The sequence below is a fragment of the Nostoc sp. genome (assembly GCF_036916975.1).
GTDB lineage: Bacteria > Cyanobacteriota > Cyanobacteriia > Cyanobacteriales > Nostocaceae > Nostoc.
The window spans coordinates 64,832-79,034 of sequence record NZ_JBALFF010000094.1 but is presented as its reverse complement, the minus strand read 5'-3'; the positions used below and the strand labels follow the sequence as shown (position 1 = coordinate 79,034).

14 protein-coding genes and 1 tRNA gene are annotated in these 14,203 nt (G+C 42.3%); 12 read left to right on the top strand and 3 right to left on the bottom strand.

Going from position 1 to position 14,203, the window contains the following annotated elements; genetic code table 11:
• Nucleotides 1-576: 576 nt before the first annotated feature.
• The 3 genes from V7K73_RS23890 to V7K73_RS23880 all read right to left on the bottom strand — a co-directional run bounded on the left by V7K73_RS23890 (nt 577) and on the right by V7K73_RS23880 (nt 2,714).
• Entirely contained in the window at nt 577-1,143 is a 567-nt protein-coding gene (locus tag V7K73_RS23890; protein ID WP_334883662.1) for a phycobiliprotein lyase, read from the bottom strand.
• Nucleotides 1,144-1,186: 43 nt separating this feature from the next.
• On the bottom strand, nt 1,187-1,867 hold the full coding sequence (locus V7K73_RS23885) for a HEAT repeat domain-containing protein (protein WP_334883660.1): 681 nt from the start codon (nt 1,865-1,867) through the stop codon (nt 1,187-1,189).
• Between the two features lie 760 nt (nt 1,868-2,627).
• Nucleotides 2,628-2,714, bottom strand: a tRNA-Ser gene (locus V7K73_RS23880).
• 106 nt (nt 2,715-2,820) lie between these two features.
• Between V7K73_RS23880 and V7K73_RS23875 the strand changes: the two genes are divergently transcribed.
• From V7K73_RS23875 to V7K73_RS23820, 12 genes are all read left to right on the top strand, one after another.
• Nucleotides 2,821-3,189, top strand: coding sequence for a 2Fe-2S iron-sulfur cluster-binding protein (locus tag V7K73_RS23875; RefSeq protein WP_334883658.1), 369 nt, complete (start codon nt 2,821-2,823; stop codon nt 3,187-3,189).
• Between the two features lie 31 nt (nt 3,190-3,220).
• Nucleotides 3,221-3,766 (top strand): thermonuclease family protein, encoded by a 546-nt coding sequence (locus V7K73_RS23870; RefSeq protein WP_334883675.1) that lies wholly within the window; start codon nt 3,221-3,223, stop codon nt 3,764-3,766.
• A 294-nt stretch (nt 3,767-4,060) separates the two neighbouring features.
• Nucleotides 4,061-6,061 (top strand): CHASE3 domain-containing protein, encoded by a 2,001-nt coding sequence (locus V7K73_RS23865; protein WP_334883656.1) that lies wholly within the window; start codon nt 4,061-4,063, stop codon nt 6,059-6,061.
• 532 nt (nt 6,062-6,593) lie between these two features.
• Complete coding sequence (locus tag V7K73_RS23860) at nt 6,594-8,084, top strand: sensor histidine kinase (protein ID WP_334883654.1); 1,491 nt, start codon at nt 6,594-6,596, stop codon at nt 8,082-8,084.
• Nucleotides 8,084-8,548 carry a response regulator gene (locus V7K73_RS23855; RefSeq protein WP_334883652.1) on the top strand — a complete coding sequence of 155 codons (465 nt, stop codon included), beginning with the start codon at nt 8,084-8,086 and terminating at the stop codon, nt 8,546-8,548. The genes V7K73_RS23860 and V7K73_RS23855 overlap by 1 nt, the downstream gene beginning before the upstream one ends.
• Nucleotides 8,545-8,916 carry a PAS domain-containing protein gene (locus V7K73_RS23850; RefSeq protein ID WP_334883650.1) on the top strand — a complete coding sequence of 124 codons (372 nt, stop codon included), beginning with the start codon at nt 8,545-8,547 and terminating at the stop codon, nt 8,914-8,916. The genes V7K73_RS23855 and V7K73_RS23850 overlap by 4 nt, the downstream gene beginning before the upstream one ends.
• Nucleotides 8,831-9,157, top strand: coding sequence for a response regulator (locus tag V7K73_RS23845; RefSeq protein WP_334883648.1), 327 nt, complete (start codon nt 8,831-8,833; stop codon nt 9,155-9,157). The genes V7K73_RS23850 and V7K73_RS23845 overlap by 86 nt, the downstream gene beginning before the upstream one ends.
• Before the next feature lie 61 nt (nt 9,158-9,218).
• Nucleotides 9,219-10,031: an inositol monophosphatase family protein gene (locus V7K73_RS23840; protein WP_334883646.1), complete on the top strand. Its 813-nt coding sequence runs from the start codon at nt 9,219-9,221 to the stop codon at nt 10,029-10,031.
• Between the two features lie 73 nt (nt 10,032-10,104).
• Nucleotides 10,105-11,067: a J domain-containing protein gene (locus tag V7K73_RS23835; protein WP_334883645.1), complete on the top strand. Its 963-nt coding sequence runs from the start codon at nt 10,105-10,107 to the stop codon at nt 11,065-11,067.
• A complete protein-coding gene (locus V7K73_RS23830; RefSeq protein ID WP_334883643.1) occupies nt 11,067-12,278 on the top strand; it encodes an ATP phosphoribosyltransferase regulatory subunit in 1,212 nt (403 codons plus the stop codon). The genes V7K73_RS23835 and V7K73_RS23830 overlap by 1 nt, the downstream gene beginning before the upstream one ends.
• 244 nt (nt 12,279-12,522) lie before the next feature.
• Nucleotides 12,523-12,747 (top strand): indolepyruvate ferredoxin oxidoreductase subunit alpha, encoded by a 225-nt coding sequence (locus tag V7K73_RS23825; protein ID WP_012407913.1) that lies wholly within the window; start codon nt 12,523-12,525, stop codon nt 12,745-12,747.
• Nucleotides 12,748-12,870: 123 nt separating this feature from the next.
• The gene (locus V7K73_RS23820; RefSeq protein ID WP_334883641.1) at nt 12,871-13,599 is read left to right on the top strand and encodes an ABC transporter ATP-binding protein; all 729 of its coding nucleotides are present in this window, start codon (nt 12,871-12,873) and stop codon (nt 13,597-13,599) included.
• Nucleotides 13,600-14,203: the final 604 nt, after the last annotated feature.

The window sequence follows — 14,203 nt, the reverse complement described above, 5'->3', positions numbered from 1 at the left end:
AATAGTCCTGACAAACATCCCTCTCCTTACTAAGGAGAGGGACAGGTTTTGCACAAGCAAAACCAGGGTGAGGTTTCTTTGGGTTATTCGATAAACCATATTCAACAATAATTCTCTTTAAAAATGTCTTTTCGTCCACAACTCAGTCGCCAGCAACTAATATTCCCCCTCGCTTGCGGCTACGATGTACACACAAGTTATCTGATTATCTAAAAGTCTTTAAAACCTCAAATAGTCCTGACAAACATCCCTCTCCTTACTAAGGAGAGGGACAGGTTTTGCACAAGCAAAACCAGGGTGAGGTTTCTTTGGGTTATTCGATAAAACGTGAACAACCTTATCTAAGTTGAGAACCGTAGTTTTCACCCTCTCCCTAAATCCCTCTCCCAAATTTGGGAGAGGGAGTTTGAAATTCTGGCTCCCCGAATCCCAAATTTGGGATTTGGGGTTGGGGGATGAGGGCAAATCCTTTTCATCATCGAAGAACTATAGCTTTCAAGATAGACGTGAACTAAGTCAACAAAGACTTGTATGTATACAGTAGCTTGCTTCCAGGGAGAATATTTTGTTATCCAACTAACTCGATACTGAATTAGCCGCCTCGGAAGCCTTCACAGCTGGTGGAAAACCACCCATGCGAATCTCAGAAGTAAAAGAAGCGATACTAAATCCACCAAGACTCTTAAGGATATTTACCCGCATTCGTAAATTGGGGCTAGCAAACCACAGACGCTCCTCTAACGACATGGTTTCATCCTCTATAGTTAGGATTAAAGTACCATCACTGTCAAATTTATAGTGTCCAGCAACGGGAGTTTTATCGGCATCAACCACTTCCCGCAGTAACTTACCTTTATCTGGATTATCTGCATCAGTTACAGAAACTAACACAGTTGAACCACTGTGTTTTGGTTGATCTTTTTCCATTGTGCTGTTCCAGCTAATTTCGGCAGCACAAGAGGCGGAACTAGGATTAATTTGGTATTGTTGACACAGTTTGCTCACTTTTGGATCATCTAGCGCCAACGTCTCAATGATGATGTCTGACTTGCTATCTTCAGATTTGTTAAAAGCCAAATGTTGACTAGTCCGATGAGAAAACCATTTACCAGCACTTAACTGAAAAAACTCTTCAATATTCATGAATAAATTCCCACTTAATTATTAAAGGTAGCAGGATTTAATATTAAGCTTGATTGTCCATTTCCTCAAGCTTCTTGAGGCCAATCCTGGCTGCCTCAGCAACGTTGAAATGATTGTCTTTTTCTAGGTATTTTAAAGCTGAGACACTCTTGGGAGTAGGAAGATTTCCCAAAGCTTCTGCCAAACGCTGCCTTACTAACCAATCATCTGATTGGGCGAAGCGCAGAATCTGATCGACTGACTCAATGTCTTGAATTTCTCCCAGTGCAGAGATTGCAGCTTGTTGCAACACTACTTCTTTGCTATCCAATGCCTGAATAAGTATTTGATGGGCGCGAGGGTCTTTAATGTTACCTAAAGAAACGGCTGCACTAAAGCGTACTAGCCAATCAGTATCTTCATAAAATGCCCGTGAAAGCACCTCAAAGGCTCTGGCATCACCCAAATATCCTAAAGCACCAGCAGCATCAGCGCGTATGCCATAATCGGGGTCATTTTCCAGAATTCTGACCAAAATTGAATAACATTCTGATGTCGGCTTGATTCCCAAAGCAAAAATTGCCATCGATCGCAGTTGCAAAGATTCGTCATCTAGTACCTTTTTAATCAAAGGAACTGCATCCTCAGGGGACACATGACGCAGATTAGCTAAGGCTACCATGCGATCGCGTAAATTCGGACTTTCTAACTGAGTAGAAATTTCTTGTAAGCTTAGAGTTGCCATTTAATTCAAAGCATTTTCTTTACTTATCTTAATTTACCCGATCCGTTCATCAGGCTGTCGCCATACTGAAGTAGGAGTTTGGCGACTTTACAAAATGGCTCAATTATGAGTGAAAAATAAACAAATGTTACTTCTTGCTAAATCGTGTGGGTGCTAATAGGTTTAGTTAATAAGTAAGTGGGCGCAAAGCTTATCTGTTGGCTTTCTCACCCGCCCTCAACTGAAGTTCATGGCTCATAGCTCAAGTCTACTCAAGTAGACTAAAAATTTTTGGCTATATTTAGTCATCAAGAGATGACTTTAGCTATAAGAGAGGAACTTTAGTTCCTTGCAAGACAACGCTTTCACGTTAAGTTGATACCAATGGCAACATGAGCGCCCCACAAGATTGGGTAATTTATTTGTTGGAAGTCCCTAACTGAACCATATTGGTTTTTACGATAGTTTTTCTGCGGAACCCTAACCCACTTTTAAAGCAATTTTAAGAATATATTTGCCAATATCATGCTATTTATTTAACTGCTGTCCGTGGGTTTAAGTTGCATAGGTTCTAAAACCGGTAAGTAATGCTATTGGGGTTAAATCCCAGGTTGTAATGCGAGTCGCAAACCGTCCCCACAACAGCACTCTTCATTACAAAACAAAATTGACGAATTACGAATTACGAATTACGAATTACGAATTACGAATTACGAATTATTTTAACCTGACTATTGGTATAAGTCTGGTTAAAACTATATATTTAGACTAGCTTTGAGAACGGAGAGGGAGAGATTCGAACTCTCGTAGACGTTTCCACCTAACAGACTTTCCAGGTCTGCGCCTTAAACCACTCGGCCACCTCTCCAGGTGCCACAAGTTACGATTATACTATAGAATCCCATAAAATGCAAAGATAAAGAAAGATATTTTAGATTGAATCTGAAAGTCCCAATTCCAAAACGCAAATCGAGATGTCCCGTACATACACAATTAGAGTTCGCGATCGCGCCACTGGCAAAACCCACACCCTAGAAGTCCCAGAAGACCGCTACATCCTGCACTCTGGCGAAAAACAAGGGGTAGAACTGCCGTTTTCCTGCCGTAACGGAGCTTGCACCACTTGTGCGGTGAGAGTTTTATCGGGAGAAATTTACCAACCGGAGGCGATCGGATTGTCGCCAGATTTACGTCGGCAAGGTTATGCCTTGTTGTGTGTGAGTTACCCCCGTTCTGACTTGGAGGTGGAGACGCAAGACGAAGATGAAGTCTACGAACTCCAGTTTGGCCGTTATTTTGGTAGGGGGAAAGTTAAAGCGGGTTTACCGTTAGATGAGGAATAAACATAAACAATTCAAAATTACCGAATTTTTGATGCCTATGCGTCTTGGTGATTGGGTGCGAAAAATAGCGATTTTGGCTTGCTTATTGCTCCTGGTGAGTTGCCAAGGTAAAAACCAATTGCCAAACAATGAGGCTCAAGTGAAAGTAGCGCGGATAGTTAGTGGGCAAAGTTTGGAAGTGATAGGCATGGCTGAACAACCAAATTTAATTTCCCAAGTGCGGTTAGTTGGCATTGATGCACCAGATTTGCGACAGCGCCCTTGGGGGGAAGCAGCAAAAGAACAGTTAGAGAATTTAATTGGAGGTGCAGAACAATCGGTAACGCTGGAGTTTGATTTAGAAACAAAAGACAAAATCGGGCGAACTCTAGCTTATGTGTGGAAAAATAAGGTGTTGTTGAATGAGGAATTAGTGAAACAAGGGAATGCAATGTTTGTTGAGCGATCGCCTAATCACAAATACGATCAACGTTTAGAACGCGCCCAACAATGGGCTAGACTCATGGGCATAGGAATTTGGAATCCAGAAAAACCTATGCGTCTTACTCCTGCTGAGTTTCGCCGCCAAAATCTTTAATTAGTGCTGAGTGCTGTTAGCGGTAGGGGGCGTTTAGCCAGTGCTGAGAGACTAAGATTGGTACTTTCCAGCCTGCTTAGATTCCTAGAAACTTTTAACTAGTTCGGTGGGTTTAAGTCCCCCGGTTCTAAAATCGGTAAGTAATGCGATTGGGGTTAAATGCCCATTACAAAACAAAATTTACGTACAGCCCAAAAGCCCATAAAAACCGCGCAGCGTGCCGGAGTCTCTATTACAAATTACGAATTACGAATTACGAATTATTTTAATTGGCTCTAAAGCCATATCTGGTAAATGGCTCTACCTAAGATTGCTCCAATTAGCCTCAAACGTAGGTTGGCCACTGCGATCGCTCTACCGTTTGGTCTGATGCTCTTGCTGGCAGGAGCCACACTCTGGCAAATTACGCGACTACTCTTGGCAATGCAGTGGGTTGACCACACAGACCAAGTAATTGCTCAGGCAAATTATACCCAACGGTTGCTCGTTGATATGGAAACTGGCATCCGAGGCTATCTCCTTTCTGGAGAGCCTAAGTTTCTAGAACCATATCAACAGGCAAGTCCATTAATTAATCCTGCCTTAAATCGCCTTAATAATTTGGTTGTAGATAATCCTCGCCAAACGCAAAACTTAACTCAGTTGCGATCGCGCTATGAGCAATGGGCGCATACTGCACTCCCCTTGATTGTGCTGCGACGACAACGGGGCGAACCGATATCCGTTTCTGCTTTAAGTACCTCTAAGCAGCTTATGGATGCTATACGAAATCAAGTAATCCAAATTATTCAGTTAGAGCAGAACTTGCGGAATGAGCGAAGCGATACCGTTAGACAGACTAGCCAAGTTGTGATTGCAACGAGTATTGGTTTAGCACTTGTTCTTGGCAGTATTCTTGCTTACTTGATCAGACGTGAAATTCTGTTGATCTCACAAAACTATAAACAGGCTTTGACGATTGCTCACAAGCAAACTGAAGTTTCTCAACAGTCGGCTGAACGATTAGCAGGACTGCATAAAATTGACCAAGCAATTTTGTCAGGTCAATCTTTAGAAAATCTGATTCGTGCCGCACTTTCACGCCTGCGTCAGGTCATTCCCTCTCAACAAGCTTTCGTGATTTTATTTGATTTTAAAACAGGACTAGCCCAGGTGGTTGCAGGTAGCGCCGATGGGGAATTACAACCGCCTGAAGGGACAACGTTGGCAATTGAGGATTTTGCTCCGTTGGAAGTATTAGAACAAGGACTCACCCGCTATGTTGAAGATTTTACAATTGTTGAGCAATGCCCCCCGATCGTGGAGCGGCTGTTAACCACAGGAACCCTTAGTTGCATAACTGTGCCGGTGAAGGTTGAAGAAACTCTAATTGGTGAGCTAACTTTGGCAGCAACGCAACCAGCAGCATTTGATTCGGAAATTCAAGAAATAGTTCAAGAGGTTGCAGATCAGTTAGCGATCGCCATCCACCAATCCCAGCTTCAAGAACAATTGCAACGCTATACGGCTGAGTTGGAACAACGGGTGATTGAACGAACTGCTCAACTACAGGAAGCTTATGCAGAATTGGAATCCTTCAGTTACTCCACCGCCCACGATCTGCGGACACCGTTAGTCGGGTTACAGGGATTGACCCAAGCATTTTTAGAGGATTATAGCAGTGTCCTTGATGCTTACGGACAGGAATATATTCGTCGTATTCATGATACAGCTCACCGAATGGATGAGTTGATTGATGACCTGCTGAAATATAGCCGCATCAGTCGCATTGAGCTAAAGCTAGAATCAGTTGACCTGAATGTTGTTGTCTCGGAGGCACTCAACCAGTTAAAAGAAAAAATTCAACAGCAACAGGCAAATATTGTAATTGAGGAGCAAATGTTTAGTGTGATTGGTCATCAGACAACACTGATTCAAATTATGGCCAACCTACTAAGTAATGCTATCAAATTTGTTAAGCCGGGAGTACAGCCTCAAATCCATGTCTGGGCTGAAGAGTTTACTATACAACAGACTGATTCAACCATTCAGTCGCCAGAAATATCACCCTTTGTTACACACTGGGTACGTCTATGGATACAAGACAACGGAATTGGCATTCCAGCAGAATGTATGGATCGAATCTTTCGTGTATTTGAACGTTTACACGGAGCAGAAGCCTATCCAGGCACAGGAATCGGTTTAGCAATTGTTCGTAAGGGGATTGAGCGGATGAATGGTCGGATGGGAGTAGAATCCCATGTTGATCAGGGAAGTCGGTTTTGGTTGGAATTACCTAAAGCGGATGTTAATTAGTAAAGTTAAGGGCTAACTGCTGATTAACTTTCAAAAGTTATAGATGATACTACAGAGACTAGTAAAACTTTTGTATTCTGGTTTACTCTCTGTGAGAAGTTAACATTTCCATCCAGAAAATTTATTACATAGATGATGTTTGAAAAGTGGTTAGCTGTGATTTGAGGCACTTATTGATCCCTCCAACCCCCCTTAAAAAGGGGGGCAAAATCTTTCATAGTCACCCTTTTTAAGGGGAATTTAGGGGGATCTAGAACGTTTTGCTACCAAGAATAAGACTTTTCAAACATCCTCTAAGACTCCTATTTTATTTTTGAAAATACAAGCTATTTATAAGCCAATACGGTTCAGTTAAGGCTAGCACTCTTTGTCAAAATCGTTTTTTTAACGAACCACAGAGGCGCAGAGGACACAGAGAGAGAGGAAAGAGAAGGAAAAAATTGCTTAACTGAACTGTATTGATTTATAAGCTTGTCCGATAAAGGTTTAGTGATTAGTATACTTAGCAAGATTCAAGTAGGATTCCTATAGAATGTTGACACAGCGATTGCGGATTTTACTGATTAATGATGATTCAGATGAGCGAATATTAATCATTCAGCAATTAGAACAAGAATTTGATGAAGTGCATATAGAGCAGATTTTAGATGCACAAGGGTTAACTCAACTGATTAATTCCGAAAATTTTGATTTAGTAATTACGGATTACGATCTAACTTGGACAAATGGAATTGAAGTTTTGCGTGCGATCAAAGCGCGTTACCCAGAAAAACCTATTGTGATGTTCACTAATACAGGAAGTCAAGAAATTGCTGTCCAGGCAATGAAACTGGGGTTAGATGACTATGTAATTAAGTCAACAGAACACTACATTCGGCTTCGAGTTGCTGTCCGAAATGCTTTGGCGCGATCGCAGGAGCGCAAAAGAAGTTTTATTTTAGATTTACGACTACAATCTCTTGTAGAACGTCTCAATGTTGGTGTCTTTCGCGCATTACCAAACGGACAACTTTTAGAAGCAAACAGCGCATTTTTGCGGTTGATCGGACTGGAGGCTTTTCCAGCAGAGCAAGAGGTGAATTTAAATGACTACGCTTTGCAGATTGGAGACTATTCTCAGTCTAAGCCTTCGGAAAGAGAGGTGGAGCTACAAAGCTCAGATGGTAGAAAAGTTTGGGTTTTACTCAATGAAGCCGTGACTAAGTTTGATGGCACAACATTAATTGATGGTTTGGTTGAAGATATAACTGAACGCGTCCACGCCCAAATGCAGATCCAACAACTCAACGCTACTCTGGAACAGCGAGTCATTGAACGTACACAACAATTAGAACAAGCAAATAAAGATTTAGAAACATTTACCTATTCTATGTCTCACGATATTCGTGAGCCTCTGAGAACTATTTCTGGATTTGCCAAAATAATCTTAGAAGATTTTAGCGATCGCTTAGAATCTACAGTTCAAGACTATTTACAACGCATTTTAATGGCGGCTCAAACCTTAGATAACCTAGTTCAAAACTTATTAATATATAGCAGTTTTAATGACACTGATATTTTAGTGCAGCCTATAGCTTTAGATTCGGTATTAGACAATGCTTTATTTCAATTAGAAGAATTAATCCAAGAAAAAGAAGCCGAAATTATAGTTAAAAAACCTTTACCTTTTGTGATGGGTAATTATTATATATTGATTCAAATCGTATTGAATTTATTGAGCAATGCAATTAAATTTGTTCCTCCAAATACCCAACCTCAGATTAGAATTTGGACTGAAGAAGATGAGGGAAATATTTGTCTTTGGGTACAAGATAATGGAATTGGTATTGCTCCTAAAAATCAACAACGTATTTTTCAAACCTTTATCCGATTAAATAGTGCTGATTTTTACCAAGGAAGTGGGATTGGATTAGCCCTTGTCTATAAGGGTATAGAACAAATGGGAGGGAAAGTTGGAGTCCAGTCAGAATTAGGACAAGGTAGCCGCTTTTGGCTGCAATTACTGAGATATGAGGAAAAGTGATGTATATAGGGTCTAGTACGATTTTATTGGTTGAAGACAACGATAATGAACTTTTTTTGATTGAAAGGGCATTTCGGAAAGCGAATATTGGCAATCAACTAAAAGTAGTTCGTGATGGAGAGGCTGCTATTCATTATCTTGCAGGTAAAGATATTTATAGCGATCGCCATGTCTATCCTCTCCCCATGCTGATGTTACTGGATCTAAAACTACCTCGCAAGTCAGGACTAGAGGTGCTGGAGTGGTTGCGGCAACAACCTAGTATAAAGCGTTTGCCAGTGATTGCGCTTACCTCCTCTAAACATTCTGCTGATATTGATCGGGCTTACGATCTGGGAATTAATTCTTATTTAGTTAAACCCGTGACATTTGATCGCTTAGTTGAAATTATTCAAGCATTTGAAAAATATTGGACAGCAATTAGTGAGAGTCCACATTTGAAGGAAACAGATTCTCAAATATGAACTGTCAAATAAAAAAATTACATGGACACTTATTAGAAGCCAACTCTGCCTTTTTGCGGCTACTAGGGGTGAATACGCTTTCACAAGCACAAGATTTTCGCTTAAGCGATATTTTTCCCCATTCTCAAGACTTGCTTCAGTACCGATCGCAGCAAGGACAGTTACACTCTTGGGAAGGACAACTTTATCGAGCCGATGGAACTACGCTGTGGGTAAAGTGGAGCGAAACTCTTACAAATACAGATGGTGAATCTTTTATTGATGGGTTAGTGGAAGATATCAGTGAACTTTATTTTAGAGCAACAGGGCGCTCAGGTTATTGCTGCCGCCTCAGCAAAAGAAGCGATGGTAGCCGTTTGCAATTCTAAATTTGATCTGTTTGTGTTTGATATTGGTATGCCGCAAGAAGATGGGTATATACTGCTGAGTAGAATCAGAGCGTTGGAACAAGAACAGAGTAGACAGACTCCGGCGATCGCCCTCACAGCTTATGTCGGCGAGGAATATCGGCAAAAGGCACTTACCATTGGTTTTCAAAAGTACCTTGCTAAACCTGTAGAACCTGATGAATTGCTAGCGGTGGTGGCTAATCTCGCTGGACGAATATAACCTAGCTCAAACCAGGGACAAGATCAACTTAAAGTATTACTATATAAATCTTCTTTGCCTAATGACTAATCTACAAATTTTTCTAGATATTGCGACAGAAGCTGCCTTAGCTGCTGGTGCCGTTTTGCAAGGTTATTTAGGTAAATTAGAAGACGCAATTATTGAAAAAGGTCGCCCTGGTGATTTAGTCACTGCTGCTGACAAAGCCTCAGAAGAGGTGATTTTAGAAATTTTGCGTCGCCATTTCCTGGATCACTCTATCCTTGCTGAGGAATCGGGGAAATTAGGTAATCAAGAGAATAAATACCTTTGGGCAATAGATCCCCTAGATGGGACAACCAACTACGCTCATCAATACCCATTTTTTGCTGTTTCCATTGGACTGTTAATTAATGGCGTTCCGCAAGTTGGTGTAATTTATGACCCTTTCCATAATGAGCTATTCCGTGCTGCTGCTGGCTTGGGGGCAACGCGTAACCGTCGCCCCATTAAAGTTTCGGAAACATCAGAACTGAATAAAAGCCTACTAGTGACAGGATTTGCTTACGATCGCCGCGAAACCTCTGATAACAACTATGCAGAATTTAGTCATCTGACTCATCTTACTCAAGGAGTCAGACGTAGCGGTTCCGCATCGCTAGATTTGGCTTATGTTGCCTGTGGACGTGTCGATGGTTACTGGGAACGAGGGCTTTCTCCTTGGGATATTGCCGCCGGGATAATTTTGTTACAAGAGGCTGGGGGCAAAGTCACCGCCTACGATGGTACTCCTGTCAAAATTGAGTCAGGTAGAATTCTCGCCACAAATAGTTATATTCACGACTCTCTCAGTAGCGAACTTTTACAAGTTCCACCACTGTCAGCATGGGTTTAGTAGGTGGGAGCTTTCCCCCGACTTTGGGTAAACTAAAAAGAATCTAATTGCTGCTTTGGTGCAAAACCTCTATATGTCTTTCAAAATAGATCGTGGACTATTTAAATATGATTTCATAGATCATCACGCAGTTTTATGCGTTCCAGTCGATGCGGATGTCAAAGAGATTCGCAAACGGTATATCAAAATCGCCCGCCGTTTGCACCCTGACAGTAGTTTTACTGAAAGTGCTAGTCACAAAGAGCTAGGAAACGAATTGTTATCAAAGCTGGTTAACCCAGCTTACGAAAAACTGTGTGGCGATCGCACTCGCACGGAATATATTTTAATTTTGTCGCAAATTGGCAAGCGCCTACTACAAGAATCTACTTCGGTGGCTCTCAACACCGACTTGGCTAAACAGTTAGCCCAGACACCTAATCTCGATCATTTCTATAAAAGTGCGATCGCTAAAATCGGCGAAACCCAATATGATTCTTTAGAGCAAGCGCTGCAAGTCATTGCCCAAGTTAGTGAGTTGAATTTAGTGTATTTAATGCGGAGTGCAAGCAAACCATCCGCAGCGCCGCGGCCACCTGCTCAACCCAAAGCCGAATCAGGTACGCCTCAGTCAAATACACCAGCAGCACCACCAGCACCACCACCACCAGCGCCACCAAAAGAAGACTTGATTGTAGAGCAGTATGTTCGTCGCGCTCAATCTTTGATTGACAAAAACCAATTTGCCCCAGCCAAAGTAGAGTTGCAAGAAGCCCTAAAGCTAGAACCTAAAAATAGTCGGTGTCATAGCTTAATTGCAATGGTGTATTTGAAGCAAAATCAGCTAAAAATGGCAAAAATCCACTTCGACAATGCTCTCAAATTAGACCCCAACGACGAAACGGCTCTGCAATGGAAACCTAAAATAGATAGAGCTATAGGACAACAATCTAGCGATCATAAAGTGACTTCATCCGCCAATAATGGAGATAAGCAACCAGATAAATCTGGTAGTGGTGGTTTGTTCGGCGGTTTGTTTGGTGGGAAGAAAAAATAATGGTGTATCAACCAGCAGCAGGAGCCAGGGATTTATTGCCCTTGGATGTGGAGAAAAAACGCTGGATTGAAGATAGATTACAGCAGGTGTTTCATCGTTGGGGATATCACAGGATTATCACCTCGACTTTAGAACGCATGGATACTCTGATGGCGGGGGAAGCAATCCAGCGTCAGATGGTGATTCAACTACAAAATGGCGAAGATGATGAATTAGGGCTACGTCCAGAATTAACAGCATCCATTGCTCGCACCGTTGTCACTCGCATGGCAAATGCAACTTATCCGCAACGGTTGTACTACAACGCTAATGTGTTTCGTCGCACTTGGGAAAGTAGGCATAATTGCCAGCAAGAGTTTTATCAAGCTGGGGTGGAATTATTAGGTGCTGGCGGATTGTTGGCGAATGCGGAAGTACTACTGTTAGTAGCAGATTGTTTAGCAGCACTGGGGTTGCGGGAATGGCATTTAATTTTAGGTGAAGCGGGAATTACCCGATCGCTCCTGAGTGCTTTTCCTGCTAATTTACAGGATAAAGTTCGCAGTGCGATCGCTCATCTTGACCGCATTACTATAGATACTTTACCCCTAAGTGATAAACTACGCGATCGCGCCCGAATCATGCTGGATTTGCGTGGCCCCAGTGCAGACGTGTTGCAAAAAGTTAGTAGTTTGGATCTAGACCAAGAACAGCGAGAGGCAGTGAATAACCTCAAATCCCTAGTAGAATTACTAGAATTAGAGAAAAAATTTCCGTTAATCCTCGACCTTAGCCTTATCCAGACTATAGATTACTACACTGGTATTGTCTTTGAAGTTGTCAACGATACCGAATCTCAAGCCAGAGTTTTAGGGCGTGGTGGTCGCTACGACCAGCTTTTGGGCCTATATCATCCCCAAGGAGAAAACATTCCCGGAATTGGTTTTGGACTAAGTATCGAAGATTTATACCAAGTTCTGTTGTCTACTGGGCAATTACCACAAGCGACTCCCGCGAGTGACTGGTTGGTAGCACCAGAGACAGCTAGCGGTAACGCCTTTGCCTTTGCTTACGCGCAAAAACTCAGAGATTCTACTGATTTAGTGCGGGTAGAAATTGATTTGGGAGGAAGGGATGCAGACGCTATTCGTCAATACGCAAGCGATCGCGGCATTGCCCAAATTGCTTGGATCAAAGCTGATGGCTCCGCAAAAATTGAGCCATTGCCTTAGGAATTAGGAATTGGGAATTAGGAATTGGGAATTGGGCATCCCTTCGGCTTACCTCGGCAATGCTTGGCACGAGTCGCTCAGGGCAAGTGGGCATTGGGAAGAGGACAAGGAAACAAGGAGAATTGGGGACTCTTGAGAAGGGAAAGACTTGTTGCAAGTTCTCCCTTATCCCCCTCATCCCCCCACTCCCCACTCCCCTGCTAGGCTAGAAATAGCCGATACAGAAAAGAGGGAATCAGAGAACATGCCGCACACAATTGTTACAGAAGTCTGTGAAGGCGTCGCTGACTGCGTAGATGCCTGTCCAGTAGCTTGTATTCATGATGGCCCAGGCAAAAATGCCAAGGGAACTGATTGGTACTGGATTGACTTTGCCACTTGCATCGACTGTGGTATATGTCTCCAAGTTTGCCCAGTAGAAGGGGCAATTCTTGCAGAAGAACGACCGGAGTTGCAAAAAACTCCTTAATAGTCCATAGTCAACAGTCAATAGCTATTTTTAACTTGACTGTTGACCAATGACAAACGACAAATACTCTGGCTTGTCTACGAAACGCACTCGCGTTGGCTCAGTACAAATGACAAATGACAAATGACAAATGACTATTTACTAGATGTCCAAAATGTCCACGCTGGATACATCAAAGATGTAGATATCCTGCAAGGTGTAAATTTCCGGGTTGCACCAGGTGAATTGGTAACTGTGATTGGCCCCAACGGTGCTGGTAAATCTACTTTAGCAAAAGCAATTTTTGGACTTTTGATTCCTCACACAGGCACAATTACCTTCAAAGGTGAAAATATGGTGGGGCTAAAGTCCAATGAAATAGTTCAGCGAGGAATGTGCTACGTACCGCAAATCGCCAATGTTTTCCCCTCCCTTAGTGTTGAAGAGAACTTGGAGATGGGTGCTTTTGTGCTTAACGTTCCCCTAAAACCAATTAAAGATAAAATATTTACTATGTTTCCCAGACTAAGCGATCGCCGTCGTCAACGCGCTGGTACTCTCTCTGGAGGAGAACGCCAGATGCTAGCGATGGGCAAAGCTTTGATGTTGGAGCCTAGTTTGCTGATTTTGGATGAACCATCTGCTGCTTTGTCGCCGATTTTGGTGACACAAGTGTTTGAGCAGATTAAACAAATTAATCAGGCGGGTACTGCGATCGTATTAGTGGAACAAAATGCCCGTAAGGCTTTAGAGATGGCTAATCGCGGCTATGTACTGGAGTCAGGACGCGATGCTATCTCAGGCCCAGGTCAAGAACTGTTGAATGATCCTAAAGTGGGTGAGCTATATCTGGGAGCAGGTAAAAGACATTAATCCGGATTTTTCACTCTTGCCCCCATTCAACATAAGACCACTTTAATAAGGAAACTTCACCAGCCGATAGCCATATCTAAGGCGAGCCGCGCCTACGCTATCTATAAACTAATACAAAAGCTATTACAATTCCTGCCACTGCCGCGACCGTCGTTTTCGATGCTCAAAGAATTCTCCCCAATAATCCTTGCGTTTCTAATCACATCTACAGCGAGTAGAAAGGCAAAACAGGACATTCATTTAGGAAAAAATCACCAAAATGCAAATTAACTAGATTGGACATAACCCCGATTCAACAATAAGGCTTACTGAACTTCCTATATATAAAGCTCTGCATCAGTTTTTAATATACTGCTGAGTCACAATAAATCCTGCAAAGCGGCTCTAGAGCCAACCTGGGGCGTTTTCTCATGGTATAAAAACGCCTATGTTTACCCAATCAAAATTAATTGAGTGCTTTCGGCAATTTGGCATCCAAAATTTTTCTGTTCCAGTTTTAATTGAGATATCAACAGGGTTACTGGGACATTGAGAAAATTCTTCAAGGGAACGATTCCCGTCTCAAAAATCCCACCCAATGGCCAGTTGTTGACGCTCGTGTGAA

What these genes read in the sequence shown, in the direction of transcription:
- V7K73_RS23820 (WP_334883641.1), top strand. Translation starts at nt 12,871, where the DNA reads ATGACAAATGACTATTTACTAGATGTCCAAAATGTCCACGCTGGATAC.
- V7K73_RS23890 (WP_334883662.1), bottom strand. Translation starts at nt 1,143, where the DNA reads ATGAATATTGAAGAGTTTTTTCAGTTAAGTGCTGGTAAATGGTTTTCT.
- V7K73_RS23855 (WP_334883652.1), top strand. Translation starts at nt 8,084, where the DNA reads ATGTATATAGGGTCTAGTACGATTTTATTGGTTGAAGACAACGATAAT.
- V7K73_RS23835 (WP_334883645.1), top strand. Translation starts at nt 10,105, where the DNA reads ATGTCTTTCAAAATAGATCGTGGACTATTTAAATATGATTTCATAGAT.
- V7K73_RS23865 (WP_334883656.1), top strand. Translation starts at nt 4,061, where the DNA reads ATGGCTCTACCTAAGATTGCTCCAATTAGCCTCAAACGTAGGTTGGCC.
- V7K73_RS23885 (WP_334883660.1), bottom strand. Translation starts at nt 1,867, where the DNA reads ATGGCAACTCTAAGCTTACAAGAAATTTCTACTCAGTTAGAAAGTCCG.
- V7K73_RS23830 (WP_334883643.1), top strand. Translation starts at nt 11,067, where the DNA reads ATGGTGTATCAACCAGCAGCAGGAGCCAGGGATTTATTGCCCTTGGAT.
- V7K73_RS23875 (WP_334883658.1), top strand. Translation starts at nt 2,821, where the DNA reads ATGTCCCGTACATACACAATTAGAGTTCGCGATCGCGCCACTGGCAAA.
- V7K73_RS23860 (WP_334883654.1), top strand. Translation starts at nt 6,594, where the DNA reads ATGTTGACACAGCGATTGCGGATTTTACTGATTAATGATGATTCAGAT.
- V7K73_RS23850 (WP_334883650.1), top strand. Translation starts at nt 8,545, where the DNA reads ATGAACTGTCAAATAAAAAAATTACATGGACACTTATTAGAAGCCAAC.
- V7K73_RS23825 (WP_012407913.1), top strand. Translation starts at nt 12,523, where the DNA reads ATGCCGCACACAATTGTTACAGAAGTCTGTGAAGGCGTCGCTGACTGC.
- V7K73_RS23840 (WP_334883646.1), top strand. Translation starts at nt 9,219, where the DNA reads ATGACTAATCTACAAATTTTTCTAGATATTGCGACAGAAGCTGCCTTA.
- V7K73_RS23870 (WP_334883675.1), top strand. Translation starts at nt 3,221, where the DNA reads ATGCCTATGCGTCTTGGTGATTGGGTGCGAAAAATAGCGATTTTGGCT.